Origin of the sequence: Flavobacterium sp. LS1R10 (assembly GCF_003968825.1) — a bacterium.
GTDB lineage: Bacteria > Bacteroidota > Bacteroidia > Flavobacteriales > Flavobacteriaceae > Flavobacterium.
In genome coordinates this window covers 102,084-126,276 of record NZ_RYDH01000003.1, presented here as the reverse complement: position 1 = coordinate 126,276, position 24,193 = coordinate 102,084, and the positions used below count along the sequence as shown (strand labels likewise).

Genomic DNA, 24,193 nt, shown 5'->3' with positions numbered 1-24,193 from the left:
GTAAGAAGATAATATAAATTTTGTTATTTTTAACACATGAAAAAAACTTTACTTATTTTCTTCACTTTTTTATCAATAAGTTGCTTTGCTCAATTTAGCAAAACACATTATATACCGCCATTGACCTGTTCTACAAATTTAGCAGGCGATCAGTATTTATATCTTTCTACACCTAGTAGTACCGATGTCAATTTTAAAATCATTGCAAACGGAATCCCTATTGTTACAGACGTTTTAAGAAATAATGCTCCCTATATTTATCGTATTGGTCAAGGTCAGGACACACAATTATTTACTCCAAAAACCAGTATTGGCATCCTTACAAACAAAGGATTTATAGTAGAAGCCGAAGATTTAATTTATGTAAGTGTTAGAGTTAATGCAGGGTTGAATGTCAATAATGGTAGTTATGTTCATGCTGGCGGACTTGTATCTAAAGGAAACAGTGCATTAGGTAAAACTTTTAGGCTAGGCGCCATGTTAAATCCGCTTTATGACAGTACTGTACTGAACTTTGCTTCAGTTTTAGCTACAGAAAACGGTACGAAAATCACTATTTCAAATATAGAAAATGGAACAAGATTATCCAATGGAGAAATTATTTCTGGGCCTATAGAAATTCCTTTAAACAAAAATGAAAGTTATGTTATAGCTTTAGAAAACTACAACAATTCTGTTTCTAATAGCTCTAAAATGATTGGGGCTTTAGTAGAATCAGACAAACCAGTGGTGGTCAATTCAGGATCTTTTGGAGGCAGTAACAGCACTTTGGTTAATGCTCAAGGCTTGCCAACAGGCAGAGATGTAGGTTTTGACCAAATTGTCCCTTTTGAAAAAACAGGCAAAGAATACGTTTTTGTTAAGGGACTTGGCACAGATGAATTAGAAAGGGTTTTATTGATTGCAAATCTTGATAACACCAAAATTTTCATCAACGGATCAACAACTCCTCTTCCTACTATTAATAGCGGACAATATACTGTAATCAATGGAAGCCAATTTATTGATGGAAACTTATATGTTTCAACCTCTGAAAACGTATCAGCTTATCAAAGTATCGGTGGCCTGGCTCCCGGTTTTCTCACAAACGGCACACCTAATAATCCTCCTGCAAATCAAAACTTGTTTTTTGTTCCACCATTAAATTGCGCTACACCAAATAGTGTTGATAATATCCCTCACATTGAATCGATAGGAAACGTAACATTTAACGGAGGTGTAAACATCGTTACTGAAACAGGAGCTACCGTGACTATAAACAACAATCCACTCAATAATAACACTGCTATTCCTGTAACAGGAAATTCAGGTTTTGTGAGATATACAATTAATGGTTTATTCGGCAATATATCAGTAAAATCTACCCGACAAGTGTATGTTTCTTACTTTGGAACAAATGGAGCTGCTACTTATGGCGGTTATTATTCCGGATTTGACACTAAACCAGAAATTGTTACCGATAAAATTTCGGTAACCAACTCAGCCTGTATTCCTTACGTTATTTTGAAAATTAATACTTTATCCTCTTATGATTCTTTTCAGTGGTATTTCGACGACACTCCAATAATTGGTGCCAATTTAAATTCATACAAACCAACTCGAGCAGGATATTACCAAGTAAAAGGAAGTATTTTGGGATGTCCAAACACTGTTCCTATTTTTTCAGACAAAATTCCAGTCAGTGATTGCCCACTGGATACAGATAATGACGGTACCAATAACAACATTGATATTGACCTGGATAATGATGGCATAACGAATACTCTTGAAGCCACTATTTCGTCATTCAATCAGTCAAATACTACCTCAAGCCCGGATTATAGTGCTACAATTACGGGAAATGGAACAATTACCGAAAAACCAGTATATGGATTCGTATCTGCTGTTCCGGCTGGACAAACCAGTTCAGTTTCCTATTCCTTAAATCTAACCAAAACAGAAAGCATAAGTATTAATTACATCGCGCAGGACAACCCAAACCAAACTACTGCTGTTTCTGACTATTTAAATGCTGAAGGTGATTTTATAATAAAAGTTCCAACGAATAAGACAATTACATTGACAGACCCGCAAAATCAGTTACTGGTCGATACTAACTATGACGGAATTTATGAAAGTGGCGTAACTGAATTTTCCTCTTTTGAAATTCGTTTCAGGCTAAAAAGTACCACTCCACTGATGCCTGGTTCAGGTGGTTTTAATTTTTCATCGTATCACACTAACGCAGTAACATTCACGCATAGGAACCTCTCCGAAACAACCTCGAACAAAGCTATTTTTACAATAAGCCACACTGCAACGCATGATTCGGATTGGGACATAATACCAGATTTAGAAGATAGTGATAGCGATAATGACGGAATTCCGGATGTAATTGAAGCGCAAGGAAAGGGATTCAAAGTTTTTTCTGGAACAGATTCTGATAAAAATGGACTAGACAATGTCTTTGAACCCGGGATTACACCAATTGATACCGATCGAGATGGAGTTACAGACCATCTGGATACAGACAGCGATAATGATGGTATTTATGATTTAGTAGAAGCCGGTCATAACGCTATAGATGCTAATAAAAATGGAATTCTAGATGGCAGCCCTATTTTTTTTGGAACAAACGGACTTTTTGACCCTCTTGAAACAGCTCCGGATAGTGGCAAACTAAATTATACCAGTGCAGATACTGATTCGGACAACACTTTAAATTATATCGATCTGGATAGTGATAATGATGTTTGTTTTGATGTTACAGAAGCCGGATTTTTGGATCCTGACAATAATGGACAGTTAGGCAATAGTCCCGAAATAGTAAACCTGAACGGTAAGGTCATGAGTGGTATTGGCTATACTACTCCAAGCAATAACTACACCACTGCTGCACCAATAGTAATTATTGCGCAACCGCAAGCACCACCCACATGTGAACTGCAAAATGCGGTAATTACTCTAGCTGATAATGGCGGAAACACCTATCAATGGCAAGTATCCACTAATGGAACCATTTGGACTAATATTACTGATGACGCAACATATTCTGGAGTAACTACAAATTCATTGACTGTTACCAGTGTAAAAACCACAATGAATGGTTATAAATATCGTGTAAAATTAGATAAAATTGGAAACAGTTGTGGCTTAATTTCTTCCGAAACGACTTTGATAATTCATACTTTACCGGTAGTCAATGCTGTCACAATTGTACAATGTGATGATGACGAAGATGGTTTCTCTGATTTTAATTTAACCGTGAAAAATGATGCGATTTCTTCTAATGCATCGGAAACATTCACTTATTACACCTCACTTGCTGCTGCTGAAAATCAAGATTCCACTAAATCAATCCCCAATCCCTTTGCTTTTAGAAATACAACTGCTGGTAGTATGACGGTTTATACACGGGTTACAAATTCAAATACCTGTTACAGCACCACAGCAATTGATTTAATTGTTTCTACGACGCAAATACCAGCTTCCTACAGTAGAACTTTTAGCGATTGCGATGATTTAGGTTTAAATAATAATGATACGGATGGTATTGCTACATTCGATTTCAGTAGCGTAACCACGGATGTCCTGGCCATTCTCCCGCAAGCAAGCACTCCTTATTCGATACAATATTACAAAAATGAGCAAGATGCTTTATCTGAGAATGATGCCATTACAAACACAACGAACTATAGAAATGAGGGCTATCAAAATCAACAAAAAATTTGGGTCCGAGTAGAAAGTACCGCTGATAATACCTGTTATGGTTTAAGTCCAAAAATCACATTGCTCGTAAATCCAAAACCCATTATTGATACCAATGCAGATTTAGCAGCAAATGAATTGGTCTGTTCGAACCTTCCTACTTTTTTTGTAACACTAAATGCAGGGATTCAAGATGGATCCCCAACTACTGACTACACCTATGTCTGGTCCAAAGATAATATCATTCTGACAAATCAGACAAGTTATACTTTGGATATAAATCAGGAAGGTAATTACACAGTGAAAGTCAGTACTAATGCAGGCTGTAGCAGAACGAGAACGATAAAAGTAACGGCTTCAGATGTTGCAAGAATTACCAATATTGCTATTATAGATTTATCAGATGTAAACTCCATAACTATAAATGTTAGTGGACAAGGAGACTATGAATACAGTCTTGATGCTCCGTCCGGACCGTTTCAAGATTCAAATTTCTTTGACAATATAGCTGCTGGAATTCATGAAGTATACATCAATGACAAAAATGGTTGTGGAACAGTGAGCCAAAAAATAGCCTTAATTGGCGTACCTAAATTTTTCACTCCAAATGGAGACGGCCAAAATGATTATTGGAATGTAAAAGGAGTAAATGCTGATTTTAATGCAAATTCTACCATCTATATTTATGATAGATACGGCAAATTACTAAAACAAATTACAGCTTCCAGTCAAGGCTGGGACGGTACTTTTACAGGGCAGCCATTACCCTCTGATGATTATTGGTATACCATAAAATTAGCTGATGGAAGAGAAGCTAAAGGTCATTTTAGTTTGAAACGATAAAACAATTAATAGGGCATGCCACCATAAATAGAAAAGGCCTACTTATCATTATGCGGAATTAGCCCTTTCTATTTATGCTGTCGGGCTATCCGCGCTACTTCGGTAGCTTGCTGCTATCCCTCATGCAAATCCCGGATAATATTATTTATGAATATCAATTAATCTAAATTTTATGGTACAATACCGTCATAGTTAAAATGTGCCGCAAAAAAACAACTGACATTTATACCTCACAAGAGGCCATTAAAATTGTGTAGCAAACAGCGAATTAAAATCAATAAAAGGGATCTAAACACCAAAAAAAAGCCATTCGAATCAACGAATGGCTTTTCAGTTTTATAAAAATAAAATTAGATTTTAAATCTTTTTCTATCCGTTTCTGTCAAATATATTTTTCTCAAACGAATCGATTTTGGAGTTACCTCAACATATTCATCTTTTTGAATGTACTCTAAAGCTTCTTCAAGAGAGAAAATAACTGGAGGAATAATTCTAGCCTTATCATCATTTCCTGATGAACGAACGTTAGATTGTTTTTTCTCTTTAGTTACGTTGACACACATATCATCGCTACGGGAGTTTTCTCCAATTACTTGACCTTCGTAAATTTCATCATTAGGATTAACGAAGAATCTACCACGATCTTGCAATTTATCGATAGAGTAAGGAATCGCTTTTCCTTTTTCCATAGAAATCAATGACCCTTTGTTACGTCCAGAAATTTCTCCTTTGTAAGGCTCATATCCTATAAAACGGTGTGCCATAATAGCCTCACCAGCTGTAGCAGTAAGCAATAGGTTACGCAATCCAATGATTCCACGAGACGGGATATTGAATTTTATGATCATACGCTCCCCTTTAGTTTCCATACTCAACATTTCTCCTTTACGGAAAGAAACAAACTCTACCGCTCTTCCAGACAAATTCTCTGGTAAGTCGATTGTCAATTCCTCAATTGGCTCACATTTTTTGCCATCAATTTCTTTGATGATAACTTGTGGTTGCCCAATTTGTAACTCATACCCTTCTCTTCTCATTGTTTCAATAAGAACAGACAAGTGAAGTACTCCACGACCAAAAACCATGAACTTATCCGCTGAATCAGTTTCACCCAATTTCATCGCTAAGTTTTTTTCCAATTCTTTATTCAACCTGTCTCTGATATGACGAGAAGTTACAAACTTACCTTCTTTCCCAAAGAAAGGAGAGTCATTGATGGTAAATAACATACTCATCGTTGGCTCATCAATAGTAATTGTTTGTAAGGCTTCCGGATTTTCAAAATCAGCGATAGTATCCCCAATTTCAAAACCTTCAACTCCAATAATTGCACAAATATCTCCAGCAATTACTTCTTGCACTTTTTTACGACCTAATCCTTCAAAAGTATGTAATTCTTTAATACGTGATTTCATGATTACACCATCTCTTTTGCACAAAGAAATCTGCATTCCTTCTTTCAAAACACCTCTTTCTAAACGACCAATAGCGATACGACCTGTAAAAGCAGAGAAGTCTAATGAAGTAATCAACATTTGAGGAGTTCCTTCTGATACTTTAGGAGCCGGTACATTAGCAATAACCATATCTAATAATGCTTCCACATTATCAGTTACGTTTTCCCAATGATCAGACATCCAATTGTTCTTAGCTGATCCGTAAACTGTTGGAAAATCCAACTGCCACTCTTCTGCTCCTAATTCGAACATTAAGTCAAAAACTTTTTCATGCACTTCTTCAGGAGTACAGTTTTCTTTATCTACTTTATTAATAACAACGCATGGTTTCAAACCAAGGTCTAGTGCTTTCTGTAATACAAAACGAGTTTGTGGCATAGGCCCTTCAAATGCATCTACTAGTAGACAAACACCATCAGCCATATTCAATACACGCTCTACCTCTCCACCAAAATCGGCGTGACCAGGAGTATCAATAATGTTGATTTTTGTTCCTTTGTATACTACAGAAACATTCTTTGAAGTAATGGTAATACCTCTTTCACGCTCTAAGTCGTTGTTGTCAAGGATTAAGTCACCTGTATTTTCGTTATCGCGAAATAACTGACAGTGATACATAATTTTATCAACCAAAGTTGTTTTACCGTGATCGACGTGGGCAATAATTGCAATGTTTCTAATAGATTCCATCTGTGATTTTTAATGGGTGCAAAGGTACACTTTATTTTGATATAAAAAATATTTATGTAATAGTTTACATATTCTTAACGCATTAGACACAGAAATAGGTCTTTAAAAAAATCACGAAAAATAAGTTATTATGTTGTTTAATAATTCACAAATAATTATTTATATTTGAGTAATGAAAAGTAAAACCAATCAAATAATTATCATTTACATTGTAATTTCAATGTTTGTAGCAACCATTAGTCATAAATTATTACAACCTTTTATTTCTGATTCAAACCACCAATTTTACACTTTCACAAAAGACATCTTATACATATTTTTAACCGGAATAATTTTCAAACTCATTTTATCAAAAAATGACACTCGAAACATATCCATTTTTGAAAAGCTGAAAAACACAAATGATGAAATAAAGGAATCGAATGAACAATACCATATTGTAGCAAAAGCGACAAGTGATACTATTTGGGATTGGAAAATACAAGAAGACAGCTTTTCTTGGAACAAAGGTATTGAAACTGTTTTTGGCTATAAAGAATACGAAGTTGGTAATAGTTCAAAATGGTGGTTTGATAAAATTCACCCCGAGGACAGTATTAAAATGTCTGTCAAACTCTACTCTTTTATCGAACAAAAAACCGAAAACTGGCAAGATCAATACCGTTTTAAATGCGCTAACGATTCCTATAAGTATGTTCTTGACAGAGGTTTTCTCTTGAAAGATGAAAATGGGAAAGCCGTTAGAATGATTGGAGCCATTCAAGACATCACAAAACAAAAAGAAGAAGAACAAAGACTAAAATTGCTAGAGACTGTTATTATTCAATCAAAAGATTCCATCATCATCACCGAAGCCAATTCGATCGACGGAAATATCCCAAATATCACCTATGTAAACCCGGCTTTTTCAATCATGTCAGGATACAATTCCGAAGAAAGTATAGGAAAATCCCCAGAACTTTTTAATAGTCCCAATTCAGATTACGAGGAATTAAAAAAACTGATAGCCGCTATACAAAATAAAGAAGAGTGCATTATTGAAACCATCAGCTATACAAAAAACAAAAAAGAATACTGGGTACGCTTCTCCATGATACCAATATACAATACTGATAACGAACTTTCACATTGGATCTCCATCCAGAGAGACATCACTGATGAAAAAAAACAAGAAAAGGAAAAAGAACAGCTTATTCGAGAGCTAACACAAAACAACAAAGATCTAAAACAGTTTTCGTACATTACTTCACACAACCTTAGGGCTCCATTATCAAATTTGACAGGACTTTTGAACTTAATCGAAGACATTCCTATTGATAATCCAGAGTTAAAAGAAATTTTATATGGCTTCAATAAATCTACGCATTTATTAAACGAAACCATTAATGACTTAGTCAAAGTAATCATTATCAAAGACAATCCATCAATCAAAAAAGAAGCAGTACTTCTTCAAGATATTTTTGAAAATGTGTTCAATCAACTCAACTTTCAAATTGAATTATACAAACCCATTATAAAAATTAATTTTGAAAAAGTTTCAATTATCAACATCAATAAAGCGTATATAGAAAGCATTTTACTAAACCTATTAACCAACGCTATAAAATACAAATCCGAAAATAGAAAACTAAAAATAACAATCACAACTAGCGAAATTGACGACACAATTGTATTAATTTTCAAAGACAACGGAATAGGCATCGATCTGGAAAGAAACAGAGATAAAGTTTTTGGCCTTTACCAGAGATTTCATAATTATCCGGACAGCAAAGGATTAGGGCTCTATTTAGTAAAATCTCAAGTTGAAACTATGGGAGGAACAATTAATATTGAAAGTGAAGTCAATAAAGGAACTATATTTACATTAACTTTTAAAAATAAATAATATGTTAGATACAATTTTATGTGTTGATGATGACCCAATAACACTTATGCTATGCAAAAAAGTAATCAACAAATCATCCTTTTCTAACGAAATAATTACTTCTCAAAATGGCGAAGAAGCGCTGAAATACTTCAATACTATCAGACAAAATAATGATGACAAACACCACCATCCGCAATTAATTTTTTTGGATCTAAATATGCCCGTAATGGGAGGATGGGAATTTCTGGATTATTTTAACAGCCCGGAGTTTTCAGATTTTAGTGCTATTAAGGTAATTGTACTTTCTTCTACAATTGATCCGGAAGACTTAGAAAAAGCAAAAAAATACCCCATGGTAATTGACTTTTTATCAAAACCAATAACCCTATCTATGCTTGAATATTTAAAAAATAAGATTAGCTAATATTACCCATAAAAAAAACTCCCATCCTAAGAATGAGAGCTTTTTATTTATATAAAATAAATTGTTTTAATTACAATTTAGCAACAAGCTTCGTTAATTTAGATTTTAAATTAGACGCTTTGTTATCATGAATGATATTCTTTTTAGCTAATTTATCAATCATAGAAATCACGTTTGATAATTTAGAAGTAGCATCTACTTTATCAGTCGCTATTCTTAATGCTTTTATAGCATTACGAGTAGTTTTATGTTGGTATCTATTTAATACTCTTCTCTTTTCGTTACTTCTAATTCTTTTTAGAGCTGATTTATGATTTGCCATTTTATTATGTTTTTATCTTTTACTATATTTTTGTAGTCCGTAAGGGAATCGAACCCCTGTTACCAAGACGAAATCTTGGCGTCCTAACCCCTAGACGAACGGACCATTATCCCCTAAGTTTTATCAATTAATCAAAATTGAATTTGTAGCCCGTAGCGGAATCGAACCGCTCTTACATGGATGAAAACCATGCGTCCTAACCGATAGACGAACGGGCCATTTTCCCTCTGAGTTCAGGATCACTTTAACCTGCAAAAAAAATAGTAGCCCGTAGCGGAATCGAACCGCTCTTACATGGATGAAAACCATGCGTCCTAACCGATAGACGAACGGGCCCTGCTTCTCTAATGCGGATGCAAAAATACAACTATTTTTGAAACGTACAATAGTACATGCAAAAAAAATTATTTTTTTTTAATATGCCTTCGCAAACAGTACTCGGCCTACTGAGTTTTCACCAGTAAAAACGCAGCTTCCCGCTTCTTCTATTCGGTCTAAAGGGATGCATCTGATGGTTGCTTTCGTTAAGTCTTTAATCTTTTCCTCAGTTGCTGCAGTTCCATCCCAATGTGCTGATACAAAACCTCCTTTCGCATCTAAAACCGCTTTGAACTCTTCAAAACTGTTTACCTCAGTAACATGTGTATTTCTATATTGCAATGCTTTTTCAAATAATTCTTTTTGAATTTGCGCTAGTAAATCGTTGATATACGTTTCAATTCCATCTTTAGAAACGACTTCTTTAGTCAATGTATCTCTTCTTGCAACCTCAAAAGTTCCATTTTCTAAATCTTTTGGACCTACAGCAATCCTAACCGGCACCCCTTTTAATTCCCATTCTGCAAATTTAAAACCAGGCTTTTGAGTGGTTCTGTTATCATATTTGACAGCGATTTGTAATTTTCGCAAAGCCACAGTCAAAACAGTTACTGCTTCAGTTATTGCCGCTAACTGTTCCTCTGTTTTATAAATAGGAACAATCACGACCTGAATAGGCGCTAAACTAGGAGGCAATACCAGGCCTTGGTCGTCTGAATGCGTCATCACTAATGCCCCCATCAAACGAGTAGAAACACCCCACGAAGTTCCCCAAACGTACTCTTGCTTTCCTTCGGCTGTAGCAAATTTGACATCAAATGCTTTAGCAAAGTTTTGCCCTAAAAAATGTGAAGTCCCCGCTTGTAATGCTTTACCATCCTGCATCAACGCTTCGATACAATAGGTTTCTTCTGCTCCAGCAAAACGCTCGGTTTCAGTTTTTATTCCTTTTATAACTGGAATTGCCATAAAATTCTCGGCAAAATCAGCATACACATGCATCATTTTTTCTGATTCTTCTACCGCTTCTGCTTTAGTAGCGTGAGCGGTATGCCCTTCTTGCCATAAAAATTCTGCAGTACGCAAAAACAATCTCGTTCTCATTTCCCAGCGCACCACATTTGCCCATTGGTTAATCAGTAATGGCAAATCTCTATACGATTGTACCCATCCTTTATAAGTAGACCAAATAATAGCTTCACTTGTAGGACGTACAATTAATTCTTCTTCTAATTTTGCATTGGGATCCACCATTAGTTTACCAGGTCTGTCAGGATCGTTTTTTAATCGATAATGGGTAACAATAGCACATTCCTTAGCAAAACCTTCTGCATTTTTTTCTTCGGCTTCAAACATGCTTTTAGGAACAAATAGAGGGAAATATGCATTTTGATGTCCGGTTTCTTTAAACATTCGATCCAACTCCGCTTGCATTTTTTCCCAAATTGCATATCCGTAAGGCTTGATAACCATACACCCCCTCACCCCTGAATTTTCGGCTAAATCGGCTTTGACAACCAACTCGTTATACCATTTTGAATAATCTTCCGCTCTTGTAGTTAAGTTCTTACCCATGTTTTATATTTTGGCACAAATTTTGTTTAATATTTATTTAACTAATAATTACGCAAAACTAACTATTTTTGTATTGTCCAACAATAAAAACTCCACATATATGAAAACTACCCCTTTTTCCGCCCCGAACACATCAATATATTATACGATCAGTTTTTTAACACTATTGTTGGCCTCTTGCAGCTCTTATCAAAACAGTTCGTACTATGATTCTGACGGAATATATGGTAACACTTCCTACAAAATTACTGAACGAGAACCACAAAATGATCCAAATAACCAATATACTGCGTATTTCAATTCACTTCAAAACAACTACCAATCCAATGAAATTTTTACAGATGTAGATACTTACAGTGATTATGATTTAGAAAATGACACTCTTCAGGAAAACTACACTACTTATCCTGGATGGGGAGGTAATGCGCAATCCGTAAATGTCTATGACAACGGATGGGGTATGAATAACTGGTACGGAAACAATTGGGGTATGAACAATTGGGGCATGAATAACTGGTACGGAAACAACTGGGGATTTAACGGTGGTTTTGGATGGGGAATGAGCATGGGATTTGGGTGGAATAACTGGTATGGCAACAATTGGGGATGGAACAACTGGTATGGAAACAACTGGTATGGAAACAATTGGGGATGGAACAATTGGTACGGTAACGGCTGGGGAAACTATGGAGATGGTCAAAACAATGTCAATTATTCTTCTAATGCAGGCCGAAGAGGGTCTTCGTATTCCAATTCAAATACGATAAACAACACCAATCAAACAAGCAGAGAATATTCCCGAAACCAAACCAATACCACTATTGGCAGACGAACTAATAACGCCAACTTTAGAAACAACACCACTGATTTGCGACGAAACGCAACGAATAGCATCAACCGAACAAGTCCTACATTCTCTAGGAATCAAGGTCAACCACAAAACAGTTCGTACAATACTCCCAGAAGAAGATCCGATATAAACAATGTGCGCAATCAAAACAATGTGCCTTCACGATCTTTCACACCAACAAGAAATGACAACAACAGCCCGTCGTCTTATAGCCCTAGTTCAAACATGTCCAGATCTAATAATTCAGGTGGCGGAAGATCTGGTGGTAGTGGTGGTGGTAGATCATCTGGCGGTGGTGGAAGAGGTGGAAGAGGATAAAAAATAGTGCGGAACCATCCTTTTTGATAAAAATTAAATATCCCAACAAAAAATGAAAAAACACCTATATTTATTACTCGCTGGCTTATCGTTTACCGTAGCCCAATCACAAGAAATTTCTGATGCACTTCGGTATTCACAGGACAACTTAAATGGAACAGCCCGTTTCAGAGCCATGAGCGGTGCTTTTGGAGCGCTTGGGGGCGACCTGTCATCTATCAATGTAAACCCTGCTGGTTCAGCGGTGTTTACCAATAATCAAATGGCTGTTACATTGACAAACTTCGATACTAAAAACAATTCAAATTACTTTGGCGGGACAGCAACAGAGAAAGAAAACTCCTTTGATTTGAATCAAGCAGGAATTGTATTTGTTTTTAATACCAGAAACCCAAACAGCAAGTGGAGAAAAATTTCCTTAGCCATAAATTATGAAAACGCCAATAATTTTGATAATGGGCTGTTTTCCGCAGGAACCAATCCAAACAATTCTATAGCTAATTATTTTTTGAGTTATGCCAATAATGGGAACGGTGGTGCTCCAGTTCCTCAAGATTTTGTAAACACAAATCCGGGAGAATCTATATCCCAATTGTATTCTTTCTTGGGTAGCAATCTTCCAAATGGTCAATATCCTAATTTAAGTGGCTTCGCAGCTCAACAAGCATTTTTGGGGTATCAAGGTTATGTTTTAAATGCCGCAGACGAGTCCAATAACAACTCTACTTTTTTATCCAACGTTCCTGCTGGAGGAAATTATTATCAAGAAAATTCCGTTTACAGTACGGGATACAACGGAAAATTATCTTTTAATGCAGCAACCTCTTATAATGACCAATTTTATTTTGGACTAAATTTAAATTCTCACTTTACTGATTTCAATAAATCGTCTAGCTTTTACGAAGACAATAGCAACCCATTAGGCACTAATGATCAAATCACAAGAGTACAATTTGACAATGATCTTTATACTTACGGATCGGGATTTTCATTTCAAGTAGGTGCTATTGCAAAAATTACTAACGAAATTCGAGTAGGTATGGCATATCAATCTTCTACATGGTATACTTTGAACGACGAGCTTTCACAAAAGTTAATTACGGTAAGCGGCAATTCAACCGGTGAATTACCGCAAGATGTGGTAGACCCGCAAGTGGTTAATGTTTACGAGCCCTATAAATTGCAAACGCCAAGTAAGTTGACCGGGAGTTTTGCCTACGTATTTGGAAAATCTGGATTAATCAGTATCGATTACGCTTTTAAAGATTACAGTGACACCAAATTTAAACCTGAAAACGATCCCTTATTCAGAACCTTAAATAATGACATGAATGAATTGCTCAACGTTACCGGAGAGTTAAGAATAGGTGCCGAATATAAAATTAAGGCATTAAGTCTAAGAGCAGGATACCGGTACGAACAAAGTCCGTATAAAAATGCCGTAACCGTGGGTGATTTAACTGGGTATTCCGCAGGTTTAGGATATAATTTTGGATCTACCAAACTGGATTTAGCCTATTCCTATGCCAAAAGAAATTCCCAACAAGGTTTTTTTAACCAAGGATTCACTGATGGAGCAAGTATAGATGCTATTAACAACAATGTTTCTTTGACACTATTGTTTGAGTTGTAACGTCCTGAAAAATGAATTAGAAAAATCCGTTTCGTGATTGTGAAACGGATTTTTTTTAGCCCTGATGGCAGTGAAAATCCTCCCGATTATTTTCGGGAGATTACTTCCTCTAGTAGTCATTTTTATAGGAGTTCAGTGAACTTTGTTTGTAGCGTACAGCAGGAATAGCTCCTTAAAAAGTGTAAAAGAAACAGAAACAAGTTCCGTTTGAATAAAAAAGTGTAATTTTGCAAAATTCCCAAATTATCGGGATTCTAATGTTATGAGAACGAAGTCTTTAAAAAAGAATAAAATAAACGTGATCACTCTTGGGTGTTCAAAAAATGTATATGATAGTGAAGTGCTTATGGGTCAGCTACGCGCAAGCGGCAAAGACGTTACGCATGAAGCTCCGGAAGCCGAGGAAGGAAATATCATTGTAATAAATACCTGCGGATTTATTGATAATGCCAAGGCCGAATCTGTCAACATGATTCTGGAATATGCGGACAAAAAAGAAAGAGGATTAGTTGATAAAGTATTTGTTACTGGATGTCTGTCCGAGCGTTACCGACCTGATTTAGAAAAAGAGATTCCAAATGTGGATCAATTTTTTGGAACTACAGAGCTACCACAATTATTAAAAGCCTTGGGAGCGGACTACAAGCACGAGTTGCTTGGAGAACGACTGACTACAACTCCAAAAAATTATGCCTATCTAAAAATTTCCGAAGGTTGTGACAGACCATGCAGTTTTTGTGCAATACCCTTAATGCGAGGAAAAAACGTTTCACAAACAATTGAAAAACTGGTAAAAGAATCCGAAGGTCTAGCAAAAAATGGCGTTAAAGAATTGATCTTGATTGCTCAGGATTTGACGTATTACGGATTAGATATCTACAAAAAAAGAGCGCTTGGAGAACTACTGGAAGCTTTAGTTAAAGTAGAAGGAATTGAGTGGATTCGTTTGCATTATGCTTTTCCAACCGGTTTTCCTATGGATGTACTGGAAATCATGAAACGCGAACCTAAGATTTGTAATTACATTGATATTCCGTTGCAACACATTTCAGATTCAATTTTGAAATCCATGCGTCGCGGAACAACGCAAGCAAAAACAACAAAATTATTAAAAGAGTTTCGCGAAGCAGTACCTGGAATTGCAATACGCACCACTTTGATCGTAGGATATCCCGGAGAAACACAAGAAGATTTCAATATATTGAAAGACTGGGTTCAGGAAATGAAATTTGATAGAATGGGCTGTTTTGCTTATTCTCATGAAGAAAACACACATGCCTATTTACTGGAAGATGATGTTCCAGATACTGTAAAACAAGAGCGCGCCAATGAGATTATGGAGTTACAATCACAAATTTCATGGGATTTAAATCAGGAAAAAGTAGGTCAAACGTTCCGATGCATCATCGACAGAAAAGAAGGTGGCCATTTTGTAGGCCGAACTGAGTTTGACAGTCCAGACGTAGACAATGAGGTTTTAATAGATGCATCAAAACATTATGTAAAAACAGGAGAGTTTGTGATGATCAAAATTATCGAAGCAACGGAATTTGATTTGTACGGAGAACCGGTATAATTTTTTAAACGATTTTTTAATATTTTAAAATGCTACACATGAAAACAATTCAATCAGTACTAGTGATCACATTTGTATTATTATCAGTCCACACCATTTCAGCACAATACGGAAACGGCGGTTATAATAATGGATATGGAAACGGGAACGGTTACGGAGGAAATCGTAGGATGAATAGCGGAATGGATCAAACCAGAACTCCTGAAAAACCTAAAGAAATTCCTGTTGAAGTTTCAGTTGCTAAAATAATGGAAACTATAAAACCGGAACTTAATCTGGATGAACTCCAAGTGGTAGCAATGTCTAATATCTTCATTGAAAGCTTCAGAACTCAAGGAATGCTTCTAAAGGCAGAAACCAGTCAGGAAGATAAAATTAAAAACATCGAGGCACTATCTGAAGTTACCGATAGAAAATTAATGGCATTATTAAATGAAGATCAGAAGGAAAAATTCATTATTTTAAAAAAAGAGCAGAAAAATCCAAAAAAATCAAAGTCTAAAAAGAAATCGAAATAATCGTTTTTTTATTTCATTATAAAACTCAAATCCTAATGAGAAATATTTTTTATACCCTATTTTTCGCCCTTGCTATTGCTGCTTGCTCTACAAATCCATACAAGAAAACTGAAAAGGTATATGACACCAAACTCAAAACATTAAAAAAAACGATTTCTAATAAGGATCCTAAACCCCTTCCGGTTGTTCCTCCGGTTGAATTAAACAGAGATACATTATACACGCAGCAATTACATACCTATAAGGATACTATTTTCAAAATGGGATCTACGTTTTTGGAGAATGGAATCAATACAAAATGGATTGGTACCGTCAATTTTAATTTACGCAAGCCTAATTTTATCATTATTCATCATACAGCGCAAGATTCATTGCAACAAACCATAAATACATTTACAAAAACAGAAACTCAGGTAAGTTCCCATTATGTAATTTCAGATGATGGTAAAGTCGTGCAAATGCTGAATGACTACCTAAGAGCCTGGCATGCCGGAAATGGCTCTTGGGGAAAAAATACGGATATTAATTCAGCTTCTATAGGAATTGAACTCGACAATAACGGATCCGAAGTGTTTTCAGAATCACAAATCAATAGCTTATTAGCCCTTCTAACTAAGTTAAAAAAAGATTATAACATTCCTGCTCAAAACATTTTAGGTCATGTGGATATTGCCCCAACCAGAAAAAAAGATCCTAGCGCCTTATTTCCCTGGAAAATTTTAGCCGAAAAAGGTTTTGGAATTTGGCCTGATGAATTTCTACAAACAGCTCCTTTTGATTTTAATGTCGATCAGGGATTACGAATTATTGGGTATGACACTAAAAACATATCTGCTGCTATTATTGCTTTTAAACTTCATTATATTCAAGATGAAGTTACTGATGTTTTAGATGAGAAAACAAGAAATACCATTTATTCTATTTACAAACAACAATAGCAAAAGCCCCTAAAACAATCCTAAACGGTTTTTTGAATTTTCAAAGAGCCGTTTTTTGTGTCCAAAATTGAATAATTAATATTTCTCCAAACCACTGCCGAAATTATTAATGAGTACTGAAGTAAAACCAAAATCGGCATTAGTTTTTAGTCATACATTGGCACTCGTTGGGTGCAATTGTTCAAAACGTCAGTCCGAGTGTTTTTTGTGGAGTAAAACGGAACAAAGCTTCTCGATACGCTTCGCACTTGAAGTGACGTGTATCGAGAACTGTTTTTAATACTAATTTTCTAGTTCTTGATATAATCCCGCCCAAAAGCGGGATCATTCGAACTGACGAAAATTTCCATCAAAAACTAATTACACCCAACGGGTACTTTAGGAAATTTTAAACAAAAAAACTGCCAAAATACAAAAGAGTATCCTGGCAGCAAAAAAAATATTGTTTTAAATACTAGAATGAATAGGTTGTAGCGAGCAGTGCAAATGCGGTCAAGACTTTTGGAGCAGCATCATTATTTGAAAAAATAGCTTCAGAGGCGGAGTCAAGTCTGAATTCCGGAATGATAGTCAAGTTACCAACCTTGTAGTTTAATGACAATGTATTCCCTATAACACTAGTTCCAGCAAGCAATCCCAGCGCAGGAGTTGCCTCTTTTGCATCTAAATATTCCAATCTGTATGTCAGACTTAGAGATTCTTTTATAGCAACATTTGCATAGCCTACTAATGCAAACCACTCTCCATCCAATGAACTGTCAAAGTCGTTATCAGTCATTGCATACGTACCATTAAACCCTAAGGAAAATGCGTCACTAAGTTTCTTTGTTCCAACGAAATCAAACTGCGTCTTATTTTCATCAGAAGCTGGATTACTACTACCAGATGTTACATTAAAAAAGGCGCTACCTGTGTCGCCCAGAAACGCAAGTTGCCCTATAAACGTTTTTTGAGTTGAGCCTGCATCAATAGTAGATTTAAAATCTGTAGGATTAGTAACTCCCGCCATAAAACTGAATTTTCCAGTAGTATATTGTGCTTTTACCCCTGTATTAAAAAAGGGTCCGTAAGTAAAGGCATAGGACATACTGTAGTTTTTATTATCAACAGCATCCAATAATTCATATCCCAGATGAGTTCCAAAACTACCAGCAGCAACTTTGAACTTATCTGAAAATTCATATGTGAAATTTAATTGCTTAATCATAAAAGTTGCATTGGTATCATTATAAGTAAACTGAGCGGCTCTGTTACCAAAACCTAAATCTACAAAAACAGAACCTTTACCCCTTTTATGTGATGCTTCAATAGAAACCATTCCTAGTTCAAACGAGTTATGAGAATTAGTAAAACTTGTCAAACTGTTGTCTATTCCGGAAAAATCATATTTGTAATATGCATCTGCAGATCCTGCAAAAGTTGTTGCTGGAACCTCAGAGCTTTCTTGTGCAAATATAAAAGTTGTGGTTAGCAATACTGCTAAGATAGTTACTGTTTTTTTCATCTTTAAGGTGTTTTAATTAATAATACAGCTTGGTAATTATTTGGTTTTGGTTACTATTTAAAAAAATCAGAAATAAAATAATTGCTAAAAACATTATTTTATGCTGCTTTTGGTGTGAATTTTTCCCTAATCCTAAAGCGAATTTATTAACTTTTACTCCACTTAAATTACTATTTCCCACTTTTTTATCTTGTTTAGAAAAGAATTATCAATAACGAAAAATCAATAAAAAAAAATCATTATTCCATATTTTTACGAAAGTATTTTAAAAATTCAATAATTAAATTTTACAACACACCCCATATTTTTTTGATTAAAATAAATTTAAAATATAAAAAATAGAATATTATCAATAAATAAATATACTTAATAACAGCAACCCCCATAAAAAAGACAGTTAAAAAAAATTAAATATTTTTTACTAAATTTAAATAATTTTGTTTTTTTATAGTTCTACGTTTTGTAACACAAAAAAAATATTCTTTTTTTTTAAGTCTAAGAAACGAGTTCTAATGAGAATTAAACAGTAACAAAAAACGTTTTTTCTATTTTTTATTTTATGAAAATTTTAATGGTAACTCCCATTCAATTGTATTAAATTTATACCATGCTTCGTACCCTAATTAAATTAAATCTTATAGTCCTTTTTATTGCTTTTTCCGTTACATGGATTAGTGAGGCAGTTGCTGTTTTTGTCATTGACAGGAAATACGAAGTGTACGAAGTGTTTGAAAATAATACGGAAGAAAACAATTTCGAGAATAAACTAAAAACGCTTTTCATAGGTACCGTAGCCCTCCCAAATGCATTAGCATACGATTCCATTGTTCCAAACAGAATAAACGCTTTGGATTTATTCAAAGCAAAAGAGTCGCATTTAAAAAATTCAACTCCACCTCCGGAGGGCATCGCTTGATTTTATTATATGTTTCCTAATACACCAAAAGGAGCTATACCCATATAAAGCCATTACACACTTGAGATATGATTTACTATCGATAGCAATGAACTGTACTCTAGTATTTTTTTATTAGCTGAAAGTAAAGCGCTGTAATTAAATTAAAGAAGTTGGCAAAACAGCAAAAGCAAACAATCCCTTAATATCTGAACACATGAAAAATCTATTTATATTATTCACAATTTTATTCAATGTTGCATTAGTTGCACAAACTCACGAAATCATTACGCATGACGATAAAAAAATGGATGTAAACTTCATCAAAATGGAGAATAATCTGGTTTATTTTGCAGTACCAGGCAGTAGTGAAGAAAAAAAAATCAGCCAATATGCCGTTGCTCAATTAAATGAAAAATCAGCTGCCGATTCAAAACTAGTTTCGGAAAAAATCAATGTCCTTGCAAAATCAGATTATAAAAAAGTAATCGTCTTAAAAGACTTTCAGACAATTGGTCTAAAAAAATCCGGGGTCATCACTAGTTTTTATGGAAAAGCAAAAGGAGAAACTAATACCTCCTTTATACATGGAGGAGAAAAGCGATTAAAAGAGAATGCTGCTCGCAAAGGATATCCGTTTATTGTTATTCTATCCAATACACCTAACGATATAAAAGCAGCAGTCTATACCTACTAGGACAAAAAACTAGGACAAAAAAATTTTACGAAACAAAAAAAAAATAAATAAAAAAAACGAGAACTGGTTTTGTACTTACAATTCCGGTTCTCGTTTTCCTTTTTTTATCCACACCAACTGAATACTAGTAGCTGAACAAAACTATTCTATAACCAATGATTTCATATTCATAAATTCTTTGATCCCTACGGCCCCTAATTCCCTGCCATAGCCTGATTTTTTTATGCCTCCAAAAGGGACTCTGGAATCAGAACGCACTAATGAATTTACAAATACATTTCCTGCTTCTATTCTCCTCGCCAAGGTGTATGCCTTTTCACGGTCTTCAGTCCACAGGGCAGAAGCCAAGCCATAATGATGATTATTGGCAATGGCAATGGCATCATTTTCATCTTTAGCCCGTATAATTGTTGCTAACGGACCAAAAGTTTCTTCCTGAAAAGCAATACTATCTACAGTTACAAAATCAATCAATGTGGGTAGAAAATTACAATTTTCCCGCTCCCCGCCCACAATTAACTTGGCACCCTGTTCCAATGCTTTATGCAATTGGCGGGACAATTGCTTCGCTAAGTCCAATCGAGCCAAAGGCCCCATATCAATCCCTTGCTGGAGCGGATTCCCTTGCTGCAACAACTGTGTTTTTTGAGCAAAAAGAGCAGAGAATTCATCCGCTACTTTCTCAGTAACGATAAAACGTTTTGCACAAATACAAGCCTGACCTGCATTGAGCATTCTGGATTGTGTTGCAATACTGGCGGCTCTCTCTAGATTAGCATCATTCAAAACGATAAATGCATCTGAACCACCCAATTCCATCACTGATTTCTTGATGTGCTTTCCAGCCAAGGAAGCCACTGAGGAGCCAGCCTTTTCGCTTCCGGTCAAAGTCACTCCCTGCACAATATTTGAAGCAATAACACTTTCAACCTGGGGAATATCAATAGTAATTTGCAGAAAAACACCTTCAGGAAAACCCGATTCCAAAAAGGCATTTTCAATAGCTTTGGCACAACCTATAACATTAGGAGCATGTTTCAAAAGCGTCACATTCCCCGCCATAATTGCCGGCGCAGCATAGCGTAATACCTGCCAAAAAGGATAGTTCCAAGGCATAATGGCAAAAACAGCTCCCAAAGGATCGTAAACGGAAAGGCTCTTGAAAGACGTATCATAATATTCATCTTTCAACATTTGTTCCGCATGCTCCGCATAAAAATCGCAGTTTGCTGCTGATTTTTCGACTTCAGAAATACTTTCGGACACAATTTTACCCATTTCATTGGTAATAAGCAATCCTAATTTTTCTTTATTTGCTCTTAAAACGTGAGCTAATTTTTTCATTTTATCCGCCCTTTCCTGAAAAGTGGTATTCCTCCACTTTTTAAAGGCCCGTTCAGACAGTTGCAGTTTTTGATTTAATTCCCCATTCGTAAGCACTTCATGTTCAGCGATAATTTCTTGCGAGAATGGATTTATCGATTTAAATATCATTTTTTATGTTTTAATTTTTTTGAAAATGTAGTTTTGAAACAGGAAATTGTATCGTCTTACTGTATAAAAAGCGACACTATTTCTTCTTGAAAATTGTATATAACCAAAGACACTCCTTAAAACTTTAGTAAAAATCCAAAAAAAGCCGACAAAAGAATTTGGCTTATGCCTTTCATTAGAGGTTGAGAATAAAAAACCAAAAAGTGTTACAAGAGGAACTCCTCAGATAATTCTAGGAATTAATTTCCATAAAAATAACATCCAATAGCGCAAAGACTTTTTCCTTGTCCAAAGGTTTTGTAATGTAGTCATTAAAGCCGCACTGAACTATTTTTTCTCTCTCTTCTGCGGATGAATACGCTGTCTGGGCTATGACTGGAAGTCCCGGTTTAATTAACTTTATTTTTTCAAAAGCCTCATAACCACTCAAAATAGGCATTTTTATATCCATAAAAACCAAACTGATATCCGGATTTTCGGAACAAATAGTAACTGCTTCCTGACCATTAAAAGCACGCAAAACTGTATGGTTTTTTGACTCAATAATTTTCTTTAACAACAAGAAATTGATAGTATCATCTTCAGCAATTAAAATTATTTCATTCTCCTGGTTTCCTGAAAAAGATATCGTCTTACTTGACACAATGTCTTTTTCAGTCTGATCAAATTTTAATGGAAACGAAAAGGTAAAAACAGATCCTACTCCAATTGTAGATGTCACTGTTATTTCCCCACCCAGCATCTCTACATACGCCTTCGAGATGGACAAACCAAGACCTAATCCCGTTAATTCAGTAGTGCCGTCCCCTTCAATTCTTCGGAAACGATCAAATATTACTTTCAGATGATTTGTACTCATACCGATCCCTGAATCTTCAATAGTAAACGCTAAAATTCCTTTTTCTTTGTGGACTGTGTATCCAAAAGCAACAAATCCATTATCGGTAAATTTTACCGCATTTGTAATTAAATTCACAATAATCTGTTTCAGTTTCGTTTCATCAGTAAGAATATTTTCTGTAATTTTAGCTGAATTTTCAAGAATATAAAATTGAATATTTTTATCTTTAGGAATCGTAACTTTGATGGAATCATACAACTCTGTCATACATTTTTCAATGTCTAATCCTTTATAATTAGGTGTAATTTGCTTGGCGTCAATTTTAGACATTTCAATAAGATCTTCAATTATTGAAACCAGGTTGTTCCCACTGTTTTTTATTATTTTTAAATATTCCAATTTCTCACTTTCTGTCAAATTTGCATCCGTTAGCAAATCACTAAATCCCATTATGGCATTCATAGGAGTTCTGATTTCATGCGATAAATTAGCCAAAAAAGAAGATTTTAAGGTATCGCTTTCCTCCGCCTTTTGTTTGGATATCTCTAATTGTCTCCTTTGATTGCTGTTCTCTTCAAAAAGATTCCCTATATACCCAAACTCTCCTTTGAATTTTCTTAAAGAAGCTATCGCTTTAATATTACCTGTTTCTAGAATACTTTTGACTAATTTTAGTGGGTTATAAACCCATCGTTTTGTATAATACACAAAAATAAAAATGTTCAATAAAGAAACCAGCACCACAATAAAAAGAATTTCTTTTGAATTTTTATAATTCAAATTGAACGGCCTTTTGAAAAGCAATGTAGCCACAACGTCATTTTTCCAGTCTTTCAGATCTAAACTTACAATTACAAAATCACTTTCTTCAAGAACCGTACGATGCGCCGGAACTAAATTAACTTTTGAACTGCTTATATTTCCTAAAGAATTCAAAAAAGGCTTATCTAAAAGTCTAGCTATAAAAAAGTAACCGGACGGAGCTGTTTTATTCTTTTTAGGATCTATTGAAGGATGAATCGTTGCACCAAAAACCTCGACAATTCCTTCTGGAATTTTAATATAGAATTTTTTTAGTTTCGATTTATAAAGCACTGTCATCATCTCTTTTGGGATAAAGTCAAGGCTTTTAATCTTAGAGGAAGCTGTTTTATTTATTATTTTTTTGTCAAGGCCATACACCCCAACATAATCCGCATTATAAAATTCAAATTCGCTTAGAATATATTTATCATACCATTTTGCATCTTTTGTTATAGTATAACTAACCAAATTATCCCAATGGGTAACATCAATAATGGTGGCGGTAGTGGTTTTAGAATTGAGTCTAAACAAAGATCTCACTTCTTTATCGTATTGATTGTAAGTGGTTTTATAAAAATTTCGTTCTTCCTGAATAGTATAAAGATATAAGGTGATGTAAATTACAAAAAAGAAAATACTTGCCGAAAGTATCAACATCAGTAGTTTATAGTACGTATTTAATCTAATCAATCTTTTCATGGAATCACTCGAATAAAACTAAAACACAGCCTACTTTTGTAAGACATATCAGTTTTTTTCTATGCCGCAAGTTAACCATTTTTATCAGTAAAAAAAATAAGCCACTTCAAACTAAGTATTTTTTTTATAATAAAACCTTATTTATCAGCGGTATACTTTTAAAAAAGCATTCTAATCTTTCTTAAATCCCTTTTAAATGGCAACTTTTCATTTTTTTTCAGAATTAAAAAAAGATTATTTTTT

At 34.9% G+C, this 24,193-nt stretch carries 16 protein-coding genes and 3 tRNA genes; 10 read left to right on the top strand and 9 right to left on the bottom strand.

The genetic code is table 11. The annotated features are described in order from the left end of the window. Positions 1-36: 36 nt before the first annotated feature. The gene (locus EKL96_RS07665) at positions 37-4,530 is read left to right on the top strand and encodes a T9SS type B sorting domain-containing protein (RefSeq protein WP_126460391.1); all 4,494 of its coding nucleotides are present in this window, start codon (positions 37-39) and stop codon (positions 4,528-4,530) included. A gap of 350 nt (positions 4,531-4,880) precedes the next feature. Here the strand turns inward: EKL96_RS07665 and typA are convergent, their stop codons facing one another. Then, positions 4,881-6,677 (bottom strand): translational GTPase TypA, encoded by a 1,797-nt coding sequence (typA, locus tag EKL96_RS07660; RefSeq protein ID WP_126456299.1) that lies wholly within the window; start codon positions 6,675-6,677, stop codon positions 4,881-4,883. Between the two features lie 172 nt (positions 6,678-6,849). Here typA and EKL96_RS07655 point away from each other — a divergent pair, with 172 nt between their 5' ends. After that, positions 6,850-8,562 (top strand): PAS domain S-box protein, encoded by a 1,713-nt coding sequence (locus EKL96_RS07655; protein ID WP_126460388.1) that lies wholly within the window; start codon positions 6,850-6,852, stop codon positions 8,560-8,562. A gap of 1 nt (position 8,563) precedes the next feature. After that, positions 8,564-8,968 carry a response regulator gene (locus EKL96_RS07650; RefSeq protein WP_126460385.1) on the top strand — a complete coding sequence of 135 codons (405 nt, stop codon included), beginning with the start codon at positions 8,564-8,566 and terminating at the stop codon, positions 8,966-8,968. Between the two features lie 70 nt (positions 8,969-9,038). Here EKL96_RS07650 and rpsT read toward each other — a convergent pair whose 3' ends face one another. The 5 genes from rpsT to proS form a co-directional block, all read right to left on the bottom strand. After that, complete coding sequence (gene rpsT / locus EKL96_RS07645) at positions 9,039-9,290, bottom strand: 30S ribosomal protein S20 (RefSeq protein WP_091166799.1); 252 nt, start codon at positions 9,288-9,290, stop codon at positions 9,039-9,041. A gap of 33 nt (positions 9,291-9,323) precedes the next feature. Beyond that, positions 9,324-9,395: transfer RNA gene (locus tag EKL96_RS07640), tRNA-Glu, on the bottom strand. A 41-nt stretch (positions 9,396-9,436) separates the two neighbouring features. Beyond that, positions 9,437-9,508: transfer RNA gene (locus tag EKL96_RS07635), tRNA-Glu, on the bottom strand. 46 nt (positions 9,509-9,554) lie between these two features. Then, positions 9,555-9,626 (bottom strand) — tRNA-Glu (locus EKL96_RS07630). A gap of 78 nt (positions 9,627-9,704) precedes the next feature. After that, the gene (gene proS / locus EKL96_RS07625) at positions 9,705-11,183 is read right to left on the bottom strand and encodes a proline--tRNA ligase (RefSeq protein WP_126460382.1); all 1,479 of its coding nucleotides are present in this window, start codon (positions 11,181-11,183) and stop codon (positions 9,705-9,707) included. A 100-nt stretch (positions 11,184-11,283) separates the two neighbouring features. Between proS and EKL96_RS07620 the strand changes: the two genes are divergently transcribed. The 5 genes from EKL96_RS07620 to EKL96_RS07600 all read left to right on the top strand — a co-directional run bounded on the left by EKL96_RS07620 (position 11,284) and on the right by EKL96_RS07600 (position 17,016). Then, positions 11,284-12,351, top strand: a complete 1,068-nt coding sequence (locus EKL96_RS07620; protein ID WP_126460379.1) for a hypothetical protein — start codon at positions 11,284-11,286, stop codon at positions 12,349-12,351. Between the two features lie 52 nt (positions 12,352-12,403). Beyond that, positions 12,404-13,984, top strand: a complete 1,581-nt coding sequence (locus tag EKL96_RS07615; RefSeq protein ID WP_126460377.1) for an OmpP1/FadL family transporter — start codon at positions 12,404-12,406, stop codon at positions 13,982-13,984. Between the two features lie 262 nt (positions 13,985-14,246). Continuing rightward, positions 14,247-15,560, top strand: coding sequence for a 30S ribosomal protein S12 methylthiotransferase RimO (gene rimO, locus EKL96_RS07610; protein ID WP_126460374.1), 1,314 nt, complete (start codon positions 14,247-14,249; stop codon positions 15,558-15,560). A 38-nt stretch (positions 15,561-15,598) separates the two neighbouring features. Continuing rightward, positions 15,599-16,078, top strand: coding sequence for a hypothetical protein (locus EKL96_RS07605; RefSeq protein WP_126460371.1), 480 nt, complete (start codon positions 15,599-15,601; stop codon positions 16,076-16,078). Positions 16,079-16,113: 35 nt separating this feature from the next. After that, positions 16,114-17,016, top strand: a complete 903-nt coding sequence (locus EKL96_RS07600) for an N-acetylmuramoyl-L-alanine amidase (protein ID WP_126460368.1) — start codon at positions 16,114-16,116, stop codon at positions 17,014-17,016. Between the two features lie 454 nt (positions 17,017-17,470). On the opposite strand, the gene EKL96_RS07595 is transcribed toward EKL96_RS07600, so the two are convergent. Further along, positions 17,471-18,520 (bottom strand): outer membrane beta-barrel protein, encoded by a 1,050-nt coding sequence (locus tag EKL96_RS07595; protein ID WP_126460366.1) that lies wholly within the window; start codon positions 18,518-18,520, stop codon positions 17,471-17,473. A gap of 607 nt (positions 18,521-19,127) precedes the next feature. On the opposite strand from EKL96_RS07595, the gene EKL96_RS07590 reads away from it, so the two are divergent. Then, positions 19,128-19,436 carry a hypothetical protein gene (locus EKL96_RS07590; RefSeq protein WP_126460363.1) on the top strand — a complete coding sequence of 103 codons (309 nt, stop codon included), beginning with the start codon at positions 19,128-19,130 and terminating at the stop codon, positions 19,434-19,436. A 196-nt stretch (positions 19,437-19,632) separates the two neighbouring features. Then, a complete protein-coding gene (locus tag EKL96_RS07585; protein WP_126460360.1) occupies positions 19,633-20,112 on the top strand; it encodes a hypothetical protein in 480 nt (159 codons plus the stop codon). 141 nt (positions 20,113-20,253) lie between these two features. Here EKL96_RS07585 and EKL96_RS07580 read toward each other — a convergent pair whose 3' ends face one another. Both EKL96_RS07580 and EKL96_RS07575 read right to left on the bottom strand, forming a co-directional pair. Beyond that, entirely contained in the window at positions 20,254-21,606 is a 1,353-nt protein-coding gene (locus tag EKL96_RS07580; protein ID WP_126460355.1) for an NAD-dependent succinate-semialdehyde dehydrogenase, read from the bottom strand. Positions 21,607-21,838: 232 nt separating this feature from the next. Then, positions 21,839-23,950: an ATP-binding protein gene (locus tag EKL96_RS07575; RefSeq protein ID WP_126460352.1), complete on the bottom strand. Its 2,112-nt coding sequence runs from the start codon at positions 23,948-23,950 to the stop codon at positions 21,839-21,841. Positions 23,951-24,193 lie beyond the last annotated feature (243 nt).